This window comes from Martinezella lusitana (assembly GCF_014207095.1).
Lineage (GTDB): Bacteria > Pseudomonadota > Alphaproteobacteria > Rhizobiales > Rhizobiaceae > Rhizobium > Rhizobium lusitanum_B.
Map to the genome: position 1 here is coordinate 326,272 of NZ_JACHBG010000002.1, position 15,989 is coordinate 342,260.

At 61.5% G+C, this 15,989-nt stretch carries 14 protein-coding genes; 4 read left to right on the forward strand and 10 right to left on the reverse strand.

Annotated features, from left to right (window positions below; all coding sequences use genetic code 11):
• Positions 1-32: 32 nt before the first annotated feature.
• On the reverse strand, positions 33-944 hold the full coding sequence (locus GGD46_RS06155) for a LysR family transcriptional regulator (protein WP_184702806.1): 912 nt from the start codon (positions 942-944) through the stop codon (positions 33-35).
• 122 nt (positions 945-1,066) lie between these two features.
• Between GGD46_RS06155 and GGD46_RS06160 the strand changes: the two genes are divergently transcribed.
• The 3 genes from GGD46_RS06160 to GGD46_RS06170 all read left to right on the forward strand — a co-directional run bounded on the left by GGD46_RS06160 (position 1,067) and on the right by GGD46_RS06170 (position 4,156).
• On the forward strand, positions 1,067-1,807 hold the full coding sequence (locus GGD46_RS06160; protein WP_184702808.1) for an SDR family oxidoreductase: 741 nt from the start codon (positions 1,067-1,069) through the stop codon (positions 1,805-1,807).
• A 79-nt stretch (positions 1,808-1,886) separates the two neighbouring features.
• Complete coding sequence (locus GGD46_RS06165) at positions 1,887-2,789, forward strand: SDR family oxidoreductase (protein ID WP_184702810.1); 903 nt, start codon at positions 1,887-1,889, stop codon at positions 2,787-2,789.
• A gap of 155 nt (positions 2,790-2,944) precedes the next feature.
• Complete coding sequence (locus tag GGD46_RS06170; RefSeq protein WP_184702812.1) at positions 2,945-4,156, forward strand: adenylate/guanylate cyclase domain-containing protein; 1,212 nt, start codon at positions 2,945-2,947, stop codon at positions 4,154-4,156.
• A 25-nt stretch (positions 4,157-4,181) separates the two neighbouring features.
• Here the strand turns inward: GGD46_RS06170 and GGD46_RS06175 are convergent, their stop codons facing one another.
• The 9 genes from GGD46_RS06175 to GGD46_RS06215 form a co-directional block, all read right to left on the reverse strand.
• Positions 4,182-4,628 (reverse strand): VOC family protein, encoded by a 447-nt coding sequence (locus GGD46_RS06175; protein WP_184702814.1) that lies wholly within the window; start codon positions 4,626-4,628, stop codon positions 4,182-4,184.
• A 97-nt stretch (positions 4,629-4,725) separates the two neighbouring features.
• On the reverse strand, positions 4,726-6,693 hold the full coding sequence (locus tag GGD46_RS06180; RefSeq protein WP_184702816.1) for a 3-hydroxyacyl-CoA dehydrogenase NAD-binding domain-containing protein: 1,968 nt from the start codon (positions 6,691-6,693) through the stop codon (positions 4,726-4,728).
• A 123-nt stretch (positions 6,694-6,816) separates the two neighbouring features.
• Positions 6,817-7,212 carry a RidA family protein gene (locus tag GGD46_RS06185; RefSeq protein WP_184702818.1) on the reverse strand — a complete coding sequence of 132 codons (396 nt, stop codon included), beginning with the start codon at positions 7,210-7,212 and terminating at the stop codon, positions 6,817-6,819.
• Positions 7,190-7,621 carry a thioesterase family protein gene (locus GGD46_RS06190; protein WP_184702820.1) on the reverse strand — a complete coding sequence of 144 codons (432 nt, stop codon included), beginning with the start codon at positions 7,619-7,621 and terminating at the stop codon, positions 7,190-7,192. Before GGD46_RS06190 ends, GGD46_RS06185 begins: the two co-directional genes overlap by 23 nt.
• A gap of 8 nt (positions 7,622-7,629) precedes the next feature.
• A complete protein-coding gene (locus GGD46_RS06195) occupies positions 7,630-8,811 on the reverse strand; it encodes an acyl-CoA dehydrogenase (protein ID WP_184702822.1) in 1,182 nt (393 codons plus the stop codon).
• Between the two features lie 114 nt (positions 8,812-8,925).
• Positions 8,926-10,104 (reverse strand): acyl-CoA dehydrogenase family protein, encoded by a 1,179-nt coding sequence (locus GGD46_RS06200; protein WP_184702824.1) that lies wholly within the window; start codon positions 10,102-10,104, stop codon positions 8,926-8,928.
• 4 nt (positions 10,105-10,108) lie between these two features.
• Positions 10,109-10,960, reverse strand: a complete 852-nt coding sequence (locus GGD46_RS06205) for an enoyl-CoA hydratase family protein (RefSeq protein ID WP_184702826.1) — start codon at positions 10,958-10,960, stop codon at positions 10,109-10,111.
• A 5-nt stretch (positions 10,961-10,965) separates the two neighbouring features.
• Entirely contained in the window at positions 10,966-11,745 is a 780-nt protein-coding gene (locus GGD46_RS06210; protein ID WP_184702828.1) for an SDR family NAD(P)-dependent oxidoreductase, read from the reverse strand.
• Between the two features lie 7 nt (positions 11,746-11,752).
• Entirely contained in the window at positions 11,753-14,071 is a 2,319-nt protein-coding gene (locus GGD46_RS06215) for a bifunctional salicylyl-CoA 5-hydroxylase/oxidoreductase (protein WP_184702830.1), read from the reverse strand.
• A 300-nt stretch (positions 14,072-14,371) separates the two neighbouring features.
• Between GGD46_RS06215 and GGD46_RS06220 the strand changes: the two genes are divergently transcribed.
• Positions 14,372-15,982, forward strand: a complete 1,611-nt coding sequence (locus tag GGD46_RS06220) for an AMP-binding protein (RefSeq protein WP_184702832.1) — start codon at positions 14,372-14,374, stop codon at positions 15,980-15,982.
• Positions 15,983-15,989 lie beyond the last annotated feature (7 nt).

Genomic DNA, 15,989 nt, shown 5'->3' on the forward strand with positions numbered 1-15,989 from the left:
ATTTCATTTATTTGATCGCTTTCGCGGAATATTCATCCGGGCACGGTTTCGGCGCTGTTCTGTCCGGCGAAAACCTTGACCAGCCAGTCTATGAAGACGCGCACTCGCGGCGACAGCTGCCGGCTGCGGGGATAGAGCATCGAGACAGGCGTTGGTGTCGGCGGGTAGTTCGGAAGGACATGCAGCAACTCGCCCGATCGTAATGCTTCCTCGGCGTGATAGCGCGGAACCTGGATCAGGCCGAGGCCGAGTATGGCGGCGGCGAAATAGCTCTCGGCTGCGTTGACGGAAATGGTGGCCGGCAAGGTGATCTCGCGGACCGCGCCGTCGATCTGGAATTCCAGCGGCAGCAGCCCACCTGTGGCGGACGAACGGAAGCCGACCATCCGGTGGCCATCGAGCCTATCCGGATGAGCCGGCGTGCCGAAACGTTCGACATAGGCGGGCGCCGCGAGCGTCACTTCCTCCAGCATCGCGACGCGGCGGCCGATCATGTCGCTATCCTGTAATGTCCCGACTCGCAGCACGCAGTCGATCCCCTCGCGGATCAGATCGACGAACCGGTCGCCTTCGGTGATCTGCAGTTCGATGTCCGGATAGGTTTCGAGGAAGGAGGGCAGGTTCGGCAGGACGAAGTGCCGGGCAAGCGTGCCGTGTACGTCGACGCGCAGCACGCCCTTCGGCTTGGCGCCGGCAAAGGCGCCTTCCGCATCCTCGATATCGGAGAGGATGCGCAGACAGCGCTGGTAATAGGCCTCGCCGTCGAGTGTCGGGCTGACATGCCGTGTCGTGCGCTGCAGCAGGCGTATGCCAAGCCGAGCCTCGAGCTGCTTAATCGCATCCGTTACCGTCGATCGAGGCAGGCCGGTATCGTCCGCGGCCAACGTAAAACTGCGCCGTTCGACGACCCGGCAAAACACTCGCATGGCATCGAATCTGTCCATCTTATTTGTTCGCAATTTTCGGATAGTGATGCCGATTAATGGCTGATTATCCGCTGAATGAAAAGGGGCATCTTCTCCTCATCGAAACGCACTGTGGCGCAAAGCAATGAAGGATGAGGAAAATGAGCAGCAATTCCAATAAGGTAGCGATTGTCACCGGTGCATCCCGCGGCATCGGCGCGGCGATTGCCGAACGTCTGGCCGAAGATGGCTTCATTGTTGTCATCAACTATTCCGGCAGCGAAGCCGCCGCCGAGGAACTGGCTCGCAAGATCGAGGAAAGGGGCGGCAGGGCGCTGACCGCGAAAGCCGATGTTTCCGATGTCGATGCCGTGCGCCGCATGTTCGATGCGGCCGAGGCAGCCTTCGGTGGAGTCGACGTTCTCGTCAACAATGCCGGCATCATGCAGCTTGCCAAGATTGCCGATGCCGACGACGCACATTTCGATCGGCAAGTCGCCATCAATCTCAAGGGTACGTTCAATACGTTGCGCGAGGCCGGCAAGCGGCTGCGCGATGGCGGCCGCATCGTCAACTTCTCGACCAGCATCGTCGGCCTAAAACTCGAAACTTACGGTGTCTATGCGGCAACCAAGGCCGGTGTCGAGGCGCTGACCGGCATCATGGCGAAGGAACTGCGCGGCCGCGCGATCACGGTCAATGCTGTCGCTCCTGGCCCGACGGCCACGGATCTCTTCCTCAACGGCAAAAGCGATGAACTCATCGATCGCATGGCCAAGATGAACCCGCTGGAGCGTCTCGGCACGCCGCAGGATATTGCCGCCACCGTCTCCTTTCTCGTCGGCCCGGATGGCAGCTGGATCAACGGTCAGACGCTGCGCGCCAATGGCGGCATGATCTGAGCCAACCTAGTGGCAGGGCAAAGCCTGTCGCCCTCCAACCTATCGCGAAAAGCAGCCAATCCAGCAAAGGAACAGGATCATGAGCAAGAAAGTCATTGTCATAACGGGTGCATCGAGCGGCTTCGGCGCTCTGACGGCACACGCTCTCGCCAAGGCAGGGCATACTGTCTATGCGGGCATCCGCGAAGCCAAGGGACGCAATGCGGCGCAGGTTGCGGCGGCAGCGGCATTTACCTCAGAGAACGGCGTCGATCTTAGGACCGTCGAACTTGATGTCACCTCGGATGCCTCCGTCGATGCCGGCATTGCCGCCGTCATCGCCGCGCACGGCCGCATCGATACCATCATCCACAATGCCGGTCATATGTCCTTCGGCCCGGCAGAAGCCTTCACGCCGGAGCAGTTTGCCGAACTCTACGATATCAATGTACTCAGCACCCAGCGCGTCAATCGAGCCGTGCTGCCCCATATGCGCAAGGAAGGGAAGGGGCTGGTCGTCTGGATTTCCTCGTCCAGTACCCGTGGTGGCACGCCGCCCTATCTCTCGCCTTACTTCGCAGCCAAGGCGGCGATGGATTCGCTTGCCGTCTCCTACGCTTCGGAGCTGTCCCGTTGGGGCATCGAGACCGCCATCATCGTGCCCGGCGCATTTACGAAGGGTACCAATCACTTCGCCCATTCCGGCGCGCCGGCCGATAAGGCTCGCGCCGCCGAATATGATAACGGTCCCTATGCGGGCATTCCCGATCAGGCGCTGAAGGGGCTTGCCTCGCTTGAGCCGGCGGATGCCGATGCCGCCTCGGTCGCGACCGCCATTGTCGACGTCGTCGACATGCCGTTTGGAACTCGACCGTTCCGTACCCACATAGACCCCTCCGAGGATGGTGCGGAAATCGTCAATGGCGTTGCCGACCGGGTGCGCGCAGAACTCTTCCGACGCATCGGTCTGGAGGATTTGCTGTGGCCCATAGTGAGAGGCTGACACCTCACGGCCACCTTCCAGCGTGTCAAATCGCCGCTTCTGTGCCACAGGGGCGGCAATGACTTACGTTCGTCGAGACTATTTTGTGCAGTACGGCATTCCAAGCCTTAGAGTTTCGTACTAAAGCGAATCCTTCATAGGGTCGGGAGATATCCATGGACGCGAAGGACATCGGCGAAATTGCCAGCTGGCTCATGCAGGCCGGTCTCAAGGGGATGGCGGAAGTCGATATCCTCTCGGGTTTCTGCGACCAGTGCTGCGCGCACGGCCTCAAGCTTGATCGCGCCATGGCGCTGATGGATACGTTGCATCCGGTCTATGAGGGTCGCGCCTTCCGTTGGGACGGCAACCAGGTGATCGAGCGCGAGTTCGAATATGGCCCGTCGCATCAGGGGATCGCCTCCGAGAACTGGGTCCGTTCCGCATTTTATCACATGCTGACGACGGGCGGAGACGAAGTGCGCCGGCGGATCGGCTTTGGCGAGCCGACGGATTTCTTCGGGCTCGACAAGCTGAAGGAAGACGGTCACACCGATTATATCGCCATGGTGCATCGCTTCGAAGAGGGCGGCACGATCGGCGAGATGGACTGCTTCTACTCCAACTTCGCCACCGCAGGCGAAGTCGGGTTCCCGGAAGAGGATCTCCGCGTGCTACGCAAGCTGACGCCGGCGCTCGCGCTTGCAATCAAGTGCACCGGTATGAGCCGCATCGCCCGCACCATCGCGGAGGTCTATCTCGGCGAGGACGCTGCCAGGCATGTGCTTGAGGGCAAGATTACCCGAGGCAAGACCGAACGGATTTCAGCGGCGCTCTGGTTTTCCGATCTCGCCAACTACACACGCATCTCCGATACCGCCGAGCCGGACGATATCATCCCGATGCTGAATGCCTATGCGGATGCGGTCATCTCGTCGATCCATGAGGCGGGCGGCAATGTGCTGAAGCTGATCGGTGACGGCACGCTGGCGATCTTCAAGGCGCGGAATTCCGCGGATGCCTGCGCCGCCGCCCTGATGGCGGAATCGCTGCTGCGTCAGCGGCTGCGCGACCTCAATTCGCAGCGGCAGATCGAGGGCAGGCCGGTGACGGATGTCTATCTCGGCCTGCATATCGGCGATGTCTTCTACGGCAATATCGGCAGCATGGACCGGCTCGATTTCACGGTCATCGGACCTGCCGTCAACGAGGTCAGCCGCATCGCCTCGATGTGCCGTTCGGCCGATCGCAACATCCTGATGTCGTCGAATTTCGTCGAGGCGCTGTCCACCAACCGCGGCAACGATCTCGTCTCGGTCGGCCGCTATGCGCTGCGTGGCGTCAACCGGCCGCAGGAACTCTTCACACTGCTGTCTTCGGCCGCCTGATACGCGAAAAGGGCGCTTTGCCTTCCTATCGAGCTTGGCTCAGTTCCTGGGCAAGTCCGATGAGAAGCCCTTCAGGCCCGCGGATGTAACAGAGCCGATAGATATTCTTGTAATCGACGACATCGCCTACGAGTTGTGCGCTCTGCCTTCCGAGTCTTTCAAGCGTCTCGTCGATGTCATCAACGGTAAACATAGCGCGGAGGTAGCCGAGGGCGTTCACCGGGGCGTTGCGGTGGTCTGCGATGACAGCTGGCCTGATGAAACGGGAGAGCTCGAGCCGGCTGTGTCCGTCCGGCGTGCGCATCATGGCAATTTCGACCTGCTGATCGCCCAGCCCCGTAACGCGTCCGGCCCATTCTCCTTCGATCGTGGCCCGCCCTTCGAGCTCGAGGCCGAGTTCGAGAAAGAAATTGATCGCCGCTCCGAGGTTTTCGACGACAATTCCGACATTGTCCATTCGCTTGAGTGCCATGGCGCCGATCTCCCGAGTGTTGCCCGACTCTACAGGGTGTTACCCGGCCGAACAACGGAGGATTGAATTACCTCAAGCACCCGAGGTCATTCGTCTCTCAGCGACGGCCTGCTGCAAACATCGGGCCGCCCTTGCTCGACGGGAAGCCGTAGCCGTTGATCATCACAAGATCGATGTCGCTGGCGCGGGCGGCAATGCCTCGTGAAAGCAGAGCATCGCCCTCATTGGTCATGGCCTTCAGCAGCCGAGCGACAATCTCTTCCGCCGTAAACTGCTTCGGCGCGATGCCTTTCTCTGCACGGGCGGCTTCGATCATGGCCGTCACGTCCGGATCGACAGTCCGCCTGCCGTCGGGATAGGCATACCAACCGCGACCGGTCTTCTGGCCGAAGCGTCCGGCTTCGCAGAGCCGATCAGGGATGACGACATAGCGTTCCGCAGGATCGCGAGTTGCTGCCTGCCGCTTGCGGCGTGCCCAGGCGATTTCCAGACCCGCCATGTCGAAGACGGCGAACGGCCCCATCGGAAAACCGTAGGCCTCCAGCGCCGCATCGATCTCCTGCGGCGAGGCGCCATCTTCGAGCATGTATTCGGCTTCGCGGCGATAGGCGGAAAAGATGCTGTTGCCGATGAAGCCTTCGGTAACGCCGGAGACGATGGGCAGCTTGCCCAGCCGCTTTGCAAGCGCAAGGGCTGTCACCAGCACGTCAGGCGCCGTCCGCTTGCAGTTCACCACTTCAAGCAGCCGCATGATATGCGCGGGCGAGAAGAAGTGCAGTCCGACGACACGTTCCGGCTGTGCAGTGGCGGCGGCGATGACATCCGGGTCGAGGTAGCTGGTATTGGTGGCAAGGATGGCGTCGCACCGAACGATCGTATCGAGGCGCTGGAACAATTCCGTCTTGACGGTGAGATCGTCGAAGACGGCTTCGATGACGATGTCGGCCCGTGACAACTGCTGCATATCGGCCGTAACGGTCAAGCGGCCAACGCGGTCCTCGCGGCCAGCCGCATCGAGGCGGCCGGATTGTATGGCCTTGTCGAGCAGGCCGATGATCCGTTCGCGGCCTTTTTCTGCAACTTCTGGGTTCTGTTCTACACCGATGACGCGGTAGCCACCATTGAGTGCCGAAACGGCGATACCCGAGCCCATGAGACCTGTGCCAACGATGCCGATCGTTTCGATCTTGCGTGGCGCGACCGCTTCCAGTCCCTCGACCTTGCCTGCGGCCCGCTCGGCGAAGAAGACGTGACGCAAGGCGGCAGCCTCTTCACTGTCGCGAAGCTCGATGAACGTGCGGCGCTCTTCGGCTAAACCTTCTGCCAAGGGTGCGGTAGCCGCCAGGCGAACGAGGCGGACTGCCTCGGAGGGCGCACGCTGGCCGCGGGCCTTGCGCAATGCGTCCGTTGCAGCCTTGTCGATGATGTCGGCTGCTTCCGCAGGGGTGGGCAGCAGGCCGGTGCGGCGAAGGGTGGAGCTGTCGATTGTCTTGATATCTGCGACGGCTTCCGTGACCGGAACGCCGCTGGACAGGCTATCGATAATGCCGAGCTTCAGGGCTTCGGCGGCGGAGACCATGCGCCCGCTCGTGATCACGTCGATGGCCGCGGCGATACCGATCAGGCGGGGCAGGCGCTGCGTGCCGCCGGCGCCGGGAACGATGCCGAGCTTGACCTCAGGCAGTCCAAGCTTGGCTGACGGGGCAGCATGGCGGCGATGGCAGGCAAGCGCCACTTCCAGGCCGCCGCCGAGTGCTGCGCCATTGATGGCTGCGGCAACGGGTTTGGCAAAGGTTTCGATGCGCGAGATGACATCGGGCAGCAGCGGTTCGACCGGCGGCTTGCCGAATTCCTTGATGTCGGCGCCGCCGATGAAGGTACTGCCTGCGCCGGTGATGACGACGCCCGCGACTGCGCCGTCTTTCTCTGCGTGATCGAGCGCGGCCATCAGGCCGGCTCTCACATCTGCGGAGAGCGCGTTGACCGGTGCGTTGTCTATGGTGACGACCAGGATGCCATCGGCGAGCGCCGCCGAGATGGTGTCCGAAAAGCGCAATGCCGACATGATCTTGACCACCTGTCTGGAGAGTTTTCACGTTTCTTCGAAACGCGAAAGCTCTCTATCTCTTTGTTTCCGCGCATTTCGGACGAAAAACCGCTGCGCACCTTTCCTGGAATTGCTCCAGCGTTATTCCGGAATGACGGCCGTCGCCTGGATCTCGATCTTGGCGCGATCCTCGACGAGAGCAACGACTTGCACGGCCGCCATGGCTGGGAAATGGCGGCCGATGGTTTCGCGATAAGCCTGGCCGAGACCCTTCAAATTGCCGAGATATTCCTGCTTGTCGGTGAAATACCAGGTCATCGAGGTGATGTGCTTCGGTTCCGCGCCGCCTTCGGCAAGGATGGCGACGACATTCTTCAGCGTCTGGCGCACCTGATCGACGAAATCGTCGCTTTCGAACTCGCAGGCGGCATTCCAGCCGATCTGGCCGCCGACGAACACCGTGCGGCCTGTCGCCGCTATACCGTTGGCATAGCCGATCGGCTTGGCCCAGCCTTCAGGTTGCAGGATGGTGTGCATCGGGCATCTCCAGATGAGAGGTCAGCGCGGCGCGGATGTCATCCGGCCATGCGTATGATTGATTGTTGTCGAGCGAGGTAGCGACGACACGGTGCTTGGCCGTCCACAGCACCTGGCCGTTCGCCGAGACCTGATGCTCCAGATCGAGCGAGGAACGGCCGATGCCGCGGACGACAAGCACGAATTCCAGTTCGTCGCCTTGCAGGCCCGGCTTCATGAAGGTCAGATCGAGCCGCACGGTGGGGACACCGATGCGGCGGTCGTCGATCAATCGCCTCCATGGGAAGCCGAGCGAGGCAAAGTAGTCTTCCAGAACCCCGACGAGGATGTTCAGATAGGAGGGGAAGTATGCGATCCCAGAAGGATCGCAATCTCCGAAACGCAGGGGTCTGGTGGTTTTAAACGCCAAAGCGGGCCTCAGTTCGAAAAGGCGGCGATGCCGGTGATGGCGCGGCCGAGGATGAGGGCGTGGATGTCATGCGTGCCCTCATAGGTGTTGACCACTTCGAGGTTGACGAGGTGACGCGCGATGCCGAATTCGTCCGAGATACCGTTGCCGCCAAGCATGTCGCGGGCGGCGCGGGCGATATCCAGCGCCTTGCCGCAGCTGTTGCGCTTGAGGATCGAGGTCAGCTCGACGGGCGGATGGCCCTCTTCCTTCATGCGGCCGAGGCGCAGGCAGCCCTGCAGGCCGAGCGTGATCTCGGTGACCATATCGGCGAGCTTCTTCTGGATAAGCTGGTTGGCGGCAAGCGGCCGGCCGAACTGCTTGCGGTCGAGCACGTATTGCCGCGCCTTGGCATAGCAATCCTCGGCCGCACCAAGCGCACCCCATGCAATGCCGAAGCGCGCCGAGTTGAGGCAGGTAAAGGGCCCCTTGAGACCGGATACATTCGGCAGCAGGTTTTCCTCGGGCACGAACACATTATCCATGACGACTTCGCCCGTTATCGAGGCGCGCAGGCCGACCTTGCCGTGGATCGCGGGTGCAGACAGACCCTTCCAGCCCTTTTCGAGGATGAAGCCGCGGATGAGGCCATCTTCCGTCTTGGCCCAGACGACGAAGACATCGGCGATCGGCGCATTGGAGATCCAGGTCTTGGCACCCGTCAGGCTATAGCCCCCATCGACCTTCTTTGCCCGCGTGACCATCGAGCCCGGGTCGGAGCCGTGGTTCGGCTCGGTGAGACCGAAGCAGCCGATCCATTCGCCGGTTGCGAGCTTCGGCAGATACTTCTGCTTCTGCGCTTCCGAGCCGAAAGCATCGATCGGCACCATCACGAGCGAGGACTGAACGCTCATCATCGAGCGATAGCCGCTGTCGACGCGCTCGACTTCGCGGGCGATCAGGCCGTAGGCGACATAACCGAGACCGGCGCCGCCATATTCCGGAGCAATCGTCGGGCCGAGCAGGCCGAGTTCGCCCATTTCGCGGAAGATCGTCGGATCGGTCTGTTCATTGCGGAAGGCTTCGAGGACGCGCGGTGCGAGCTTTTCCTGCGCATAGGAATGCGCTGTTTCAAGCACCATGCGTTCGTCGTCGTTCAGCTGCTCCGTCAGGCGGAACGGATCGGCCCAGTCGAAAATCTCGCGGCTCATGCTCTTATCTCCCATTGGAGCGGTTCGGCGTCTTTCAAAAGCGCTGAACCGCTCAATTTCCTTGTTCATGCAGTTCCGGACGGAAAATTGCAGCGCAACTCTCCTGGAACTGCTCTAGGTCTTCAGAAGTTCGCGTGCAACGATGAGTTTTTGAACTTCGGTCGCACCTTCATAGATGCGAAGCGCGCGGATCTCCCGATAAAGCTTCTCCGTTATCTCGCCCGACCGCACGCCACGCCCGCCAAAGAGCTGGACGGCACGATCGATGACGCTTTGCGCGGTTTCCGTTGCCGTCATTTTGGCCATGGCCGCTTCGCGCGTCGTCGGCAGGCGCTGCACGTCGCGGCGCCAGGCGGCGCGATAGGTCAGCAATGCTGCCGCGTCGATGCCGGTCGCCATGTCGCCGAGGGCTGCCTGGGTCAGTTGCAGGTCGGCCAGCGTGGCGCCGAACATCGGGCGGGCGCGAACATGGGCGAGCGATTCATCCAGCGCGCGGCGGGCAAAGCCAAGGCTTGCGGCGGCGACCGAGGCGCGGAAGATGTCGAGCGTGCGCATGGCGATCTTGAAGCCTTCGCCCGGTGCGCCGAGGCGGCGCGACGCGGGAATGCGGCAATTGTCGAAGTGGATCGTCGCCAGCGGATGCGGCGCGATGACCTCGATGCGCTCGGCAATCGAGAAGCCGGGATCGTCGGCGAAGACGACGAAAGCGGAAATGCCGCGGGTGCCCGGCGCTTCGCCGGTGCGCGCGAAGACGGTGTAGACGTCAGCGATGCCGCCGTTCGAAATCCAGGTCTTCTCGCCGTCGAGAATATAGTGATCGCCTTCGAGGCGGGCGGCGCAGCTCATCGCGGCCACATCGGAGCCGGCATCCCTTTCGGAGAGCGCGAAAGCGGCGAGCCAGTCACCCGAGCGCACCTTGGGCAGAACGGCCGAGCGCAATTCAGGCGAGCCGGACACGCCGATGGCTCCCGTGCCGAGCCCCTGCATGGCAAAGGCGAAATCGGCAAGGCCGTCATGCCAGGCGAGCGTTTCGCGGGCGAGGCAGACCATGCGGGAATCGATCAGTGGTTCGCTGTCGGAGGACCCGGTTGCGGCGGTCAGAAGCCCGGCTTCGCCCAGCGACTTGACCAGCTTCCGGCACGCAGCATCGACATCGGCGTGATCGATCGAAGCCATGACGCCAGATTTTGCGAAAGCATCGACTTGCGCAGCGTAGCGATGATGACGCTCTTCGAAGAACGGCCAATCCAGATGATCGCGTGTCGGGCCGGAGAGGCTGCTTGCCGTGGACATCAACTCAATCCCCCTGGAATTCCGGCCGACGCTTGGCGGCGAAGGCTTCGAAGGCGCGACGGAAATCCTGCGTCGCCATGCAGATCGCCTGCGCCTGCGCTTCGGATTCGATCATTTCCTCGATGCCCATGGCCCATTCCTGGTTCAGCATGGTCTTGGTCATGCCATGGGCGAACCAGGGGCCGTCGGCCAGCGAGCGGGCGAGCTTGACTGCTTCGCTTTCCAGATCGGCGTTGCTGTGCAGGCCGTTGTAGAAGCCCCAGGCCTGTCCTTCCGCTGCCGTCATCGAACGGCCGGTATAGAGAAGCTCGGCGGCGCGGCCCTGGCCGATGATGCGGGGCAGGATGCCGCATGCGCCCATATCGGCGCCGGCAAGGCCGACGCGGGTAAAGAGGAACGCCGTCTTGGCTTCCGGCGTTGCCAGTCTCAGATCGGAGGCCATGGCAAGGATGGCGCCGGCGCCGGCGCAGATGCCGTCGACTGCCGTGATGATCGGTTGCGGGCATTTGCGCATCGCCTTGACGAGATCGCCGGTCATGCGCGTGAAGGCCAGGAGCTCGGGCATCGCCATGCGGGTCAGCGGCTCGATGATCTCGAAGACGTCGCCGCCGGAGGAAAAATTGCCGCCTGCGCCGGTCAGCACGATGGCGCGGATATCCGATGCATAGGCGAGATCGCGGAAGAGATCGCGCAGCTCGGCATAGCTGTCGAAGGTCAGCGGGTTCTTACGCTCAGGGCGGTTCAGGCGGATGGTGGCGACACGGCCGTCTTCGCTGACATCCCACAGGAAATGCTCAGGCTTGTAATCCCTAAAGGGCTTCAGATGCCCCTTCATCGTCATGTCCCGATCGCTCATGGCGTTCAAATCTCCCCACCGGCAACCGCAATTGCCTGTCCATTGATCGATGCCGCGGCCGGCGATGCCAGCCAGAGCACGGTGTCGGCAACTTCTTCCGGCCTGATCAGCCGTCCCTGCGGATTGGACTTCGTGAACTCGGCAAGCGCCTGTTCGGGCGTGCGCCCGGTCTTGGCGACGATCGTTTCGATCGAGCGCTGAATGATCGGCGTATCGGTGAAGCCGGGGCAGACGGCATTGACCGTCATGCCGGTTTTGGCAAGTTCAAGCGCCAGCGAGCGCGTCAGGCCGACGACGCCATGCTTGGCGGCGACGTAAGCCGAGACGTAGCCATAGCCTTTCAAGCCCGCCGTCGAGGCGATATTGATGATGCGCGCGCCGATGCCACGGGCTTTCAGGTCGGGAAGAACCGCCTGCGTCACCACGAAAACGCCGGTCAGGTCGACCGTTAGGACGTGGTTCCAGGCTTCCAGGCTCGTCTTCTCGAAGGGTGCACTCGGCGCTTCGCCGGCATTGTTGACGAGAATATCGACCGGGCCGAATTTTTCGCGTGCTTTGGCAAGGCCCTGGGCTACGGCTTCGGTGTTGGTGACATCGAACCCATCGACCACAAAGGCCTGCGCGCCGATTTCGGTGGCAACCGTTTCCAGCGGCTCCATGCGGCGACCGGCCAGGCTGACCTGCGCACCCTCTGCGGCGAGCGCCTTGGCGATCGCAGCGCCGATGCCGCTGCCGGCACCGGTGACGAGGGCGTGGCGGCCTGCAAGTTTGCCCGAACTCGTCATTTCATCCTCATTTCGCCGGTGTTGTGGTGGCTGCGCGGGCGAGGTTGGTTTCGTACTGAAGCTTGCCGGAAACATATTGCTTCGGCCAGGGAATGGAAGTCAGCCCGATCTTGGCGGCCTCATGCAGCGACCAGGCCGGATCCGCCAGATGCGGGCGGGCGACGGCGCAGAGATCGGCGCGGCCAGCGGCGATGATCGAATTGGCATGGTCTGCCTCCGAGATCGCGCCCACGGCGATTGTCGGGATGCCGATCTCATTGCGGATCTTGTCGGAGAAAGGCGTCTGGAACAGGCGGCCGTAGACCGGCTTTTCCTGTTTCGAGACTTGGCCCGAAGAGCAGTCGATCAGGTCGGCGCCGGCTTCCTTGAACATGGCAGCGAAGATGGCCGCATCTTCCGGCGTGTTGCCCCCATCGGTCCAGTCGTGGCAGGAGAGGCGCACCGAGATCGGCTTGTTCGCTGGCCAGATGGCGCGGACTGCATGGAAGACTTCAAGCGGGTAGCGGGCGCGGTTTTCGTGGCTGCCGCCATATTCGTCGTCACGCAGATTGGTGAGCGGCGACAGGAAGCTCGACAGCAGATAACCGTGGGCGCAGTGCAATTCCAGCCAGTCTGCGCCGGTTTCGACCGCCAGCTTGGTTGAGCGGATGAAGTCAGCCTTGACGCGGTCCATGTCGACGCGATCCATGGCCTTCGGCACCTGGCTGTTCTTGAGGTAGGGGACTGATGACGCCGAGATCAGCGGCCACTCGCCTTCGGCCAGCGGCTGGTCGATGCCTTCCCAGGCGAGTTTCGTCGCACCCTTGCGGCCGGCATGGCCGATCTGGATGCCGACCTTGGCGGCGCTGCTCGTATGAACGAAGTCGATGAGCCGCTTCCACTGCGCAGCCTGTTCCTCGTTCCAGAGGCCGAGGCAGCCGGGGGTGATGCGCGCATCCGGGGTGACGCAGGTCATTTCCGCAAAGATCAAGCCGGCACCGCCGAGGGCGCGCGAGCCGAGATGGATAATGTGGAAGTCGTTCATCACGCCATCCGTGGCCGAGTACATGGCCATCGGCGAGACGACGATGCGGTTGACGAGCTGGACGTCGCGGAGGCGATAGGGTGTGAACATCGGCGGCAGGCAGCGATCATTGCCGACGGCAAGGCCGGATTTCTCGGCGAACCAGCGCTCATAGCCCTCAAGCCAGGTCTTGTCGCGCAGTCGCAGATTTTCGTGGCTGATGCGCTGCGAGCGGGTCAGCATCGAATACATGAATTGCGGCGGCTCGAGCGTGTCGGCATAGCGGCGACCGACGACCTCGAACCATTCCATGGCATTGCGGGCGGCATTCTGGATGCGGGCGACGTCGACGCGGCGGATTTCCTCGTAGGTCTCGAGAACGGCCGGGATCTTGTCTTTCTGGTGCCCGTGGATCTGGAACTGACGGGTCAGCTCGATGGCGTCATCGATGGCGAGCTTGGTGCCGGAACCGATGGCGAAATGCGCGGTATGCGCCGCGTCGCCCATCAGCACGACATGGGAATTGCCGTTGAAATGGCTCCACTTGCCGCAGATCAGGCGGTTGAAGTTCAGCCATGCCGAGCCGCGGATATGGCGGGCATTGGTCATCAGCGACGAGCCTTCGAGCACTTCGGAGAACAGGTTTTCGCAGAAGGCGATAGAGCCATCCTGATCGACCTTGTCGAGGCCGTGGGCGAGATAGGCTTCTTCGGTGGTTTCGACGATGAAGGTCGAGGTCTTGTCGTCGAACTTGTAGATATGCGCCTGGAACCAGCCGTGGTCGGTCTTGCGGAAATCGAAGGTAAAGGCGTCGAACAGCTTGTCTGTGCCCAGCCAGATATAGCGATTCGGCCGGGTGATCATGTCCGGCTGGAAGACTTCCGGATAATGATTGCGAATGCGCGAATTGAGGCCATCCGAGCCGATGATCAGATCGGCGTCGGGGTAATCGAGATCGGAATTGACGTCGGTTTCGAAGATCAGCTCGACATCCAGCGCCTCACAGCGTTTCTGCAGGATATTCAAAAGTTTCTTGCGGCCGATGCCGACGAAGCCGTGGCCCGATGTGCGCTGGCGCGTGCCCTTGAACAGGACTTCGATATCGTCCCAATGGTTGAAGGCATCCTCGATTTCGGCAGCGCTTTCGGGGTCCCATTCGCGCATCGAAACCATGGTCGCATCGGAGAAGACAACGCCCCAGCCGAAGGTGTCGTAAGGGCGATTGCGCTCGACGACGCGGATCGAATGCTCGGGATGGAGTTTCTTCATCAGAAGCGCGAAGTAGAGCCCAGCCGGACCGCCGCCGATACAGACGATGCGCATCGCTTATCCCTCCTCTTGAAACCGTGGGGGTTCCGAAAAATTATTTAAGTTTAAAATATCTTGCCGGTCGCATTCGTCAAGATATCTCTTGTCTGAATCTCGTGATCACGCGGCCGCGCAGCGCTCTAGAAATCTAAAAATATCCTTTTAAATCAATCGGAAGCAGAAAATATTTTAGGCTTAAAATTTCTTGCTTGAACATTCCTTTTTTCAGTGCGATCTTTTTAGCCATGCCACACATAGGGCCTTGGGGAGGTCGCTGCGATGGGGCTTGATTGATTGCTATCTGGGAGCGAGGCAATGCTGGGACCGACCGGTCATACCGATACATTCACGCGGGACAACCTGCCGCCTTTCGGGGAATGGCCCGAATTGCGAATGGACGGTTTCGACTATCCGGAATGGCTGAATGCCGGCTTCGAGCTTAGCGACCGGATGGTGGAAAAGGGCTTCGGCGACAATGTGGCACTGATCGGCAACGGCCGCCGCCGCACCTATAAGGAGCTTGCGGATTGGACCAACCGCATCGCCCACGCGCTTGTCGAGAACTTTGGCGTCAAACCCGGCAATCGCGTTCTCATCCGCTCCGGCAACAACCCCGCCATGATCGCCTGCTGGCTGGCGGTGACCAAGGTCGGCGCCGTCGCCGTCAATACGATGCCGATGCTGCGGGCGGGCGAGCTCTCGAAGGTCGTCGACAAGGCGGAAATTTCCTTTGCACTCTGCGATACGAGACTGCTGGAGGAGCTGGTCACAGTCGCCAAGGATAGCCGCTTCCTGAAGCAGGTCGTCGGCTTTGACGGCACCGCCAATCACGATGCCGAGCTCGACCGCATCGCGCTCAATAAGCCCGTTCGTTTCGAAGTGGTCAAAACCGGTCGGGATGACGTGGCGCTGCTCGGATTCACCTCTGGCTCGACGGGCGTGCCGAAGGCGACGATGCATTTCCATCGCGATATCCTGATCATCGCCGATGCCTATGCGAAGGAAGTCTTGCAGGTCACGCCCGATGACGTTTTCATCGGCTCGCCGCCGATTGCCTTCACCTTCGGGCTCGGCGGTCTCGTCGTCTTCCCCCTGCGCTTCGGTGCGTCGACGGCGCTGCTGGAGAATGCTTCGCCGAAGAATATGATCGAGATCATCCAGGAATATGGCGCGACCATCAGCTTCACCGCGCCGACGGCCTATCGTGCCATGCTGGCCGCCATGGAAGAGGGGGCCGACCTTTCCTCACTTCGAATCGCCGTTTCGGCGGGTGAGACGCTGCCCGGGCCGATCTTCGAGGAATGGACGCGCAAGACCGGCAAGCCGATCCTAGACGGTATCGGCTCGACGGAGTTGCTGCATATCTTCATCTCCAACCGGCTTTCCGATGCCAAGGCGAACTGCACCGGCAAGCCGTTGACGGGCTATGAAGCCCGCGTTGTGGATGAGGATATGAACGAGGTTCCGCGCGGTACGATCGGCAAGCTCGTCGTTCGTGGCCCGATCGGCTGCCGATATCTCGCCGACCATCGGCAGGCAGACTACGTGCGCGCTGGCTGGAACCTGACGGGCGATAGCTTCGTTCAGGACGAAGATGGCTATTTCCACTTCGCCGCGCGCTCCGACGACATCATCCTGTCGGCCGGCTACAATATTGCCGGACCGGAAGTCGAGGCTGCCCTTCTTTCGCATGCCGACGTGCTGGAATGCGCCGTCGTCGGCAAACCGGACGAGGAACGGGGCCACATCGTTCAGGCTCATGTGGTGCTGGCGCCGGGTGTCTCCGGTTCGGATTTGCTGGTCAAGGCGCTGCAGGATCATGTCAAGGCGATAATCGCGCCTTATAAATATCCACGCTCCATCATCTTCGTCGAGGCTCTGCCGAAAACGGAATCAGGCAAGATTCAGCGTTTCCGCCTCAAGTAGCGGAAAC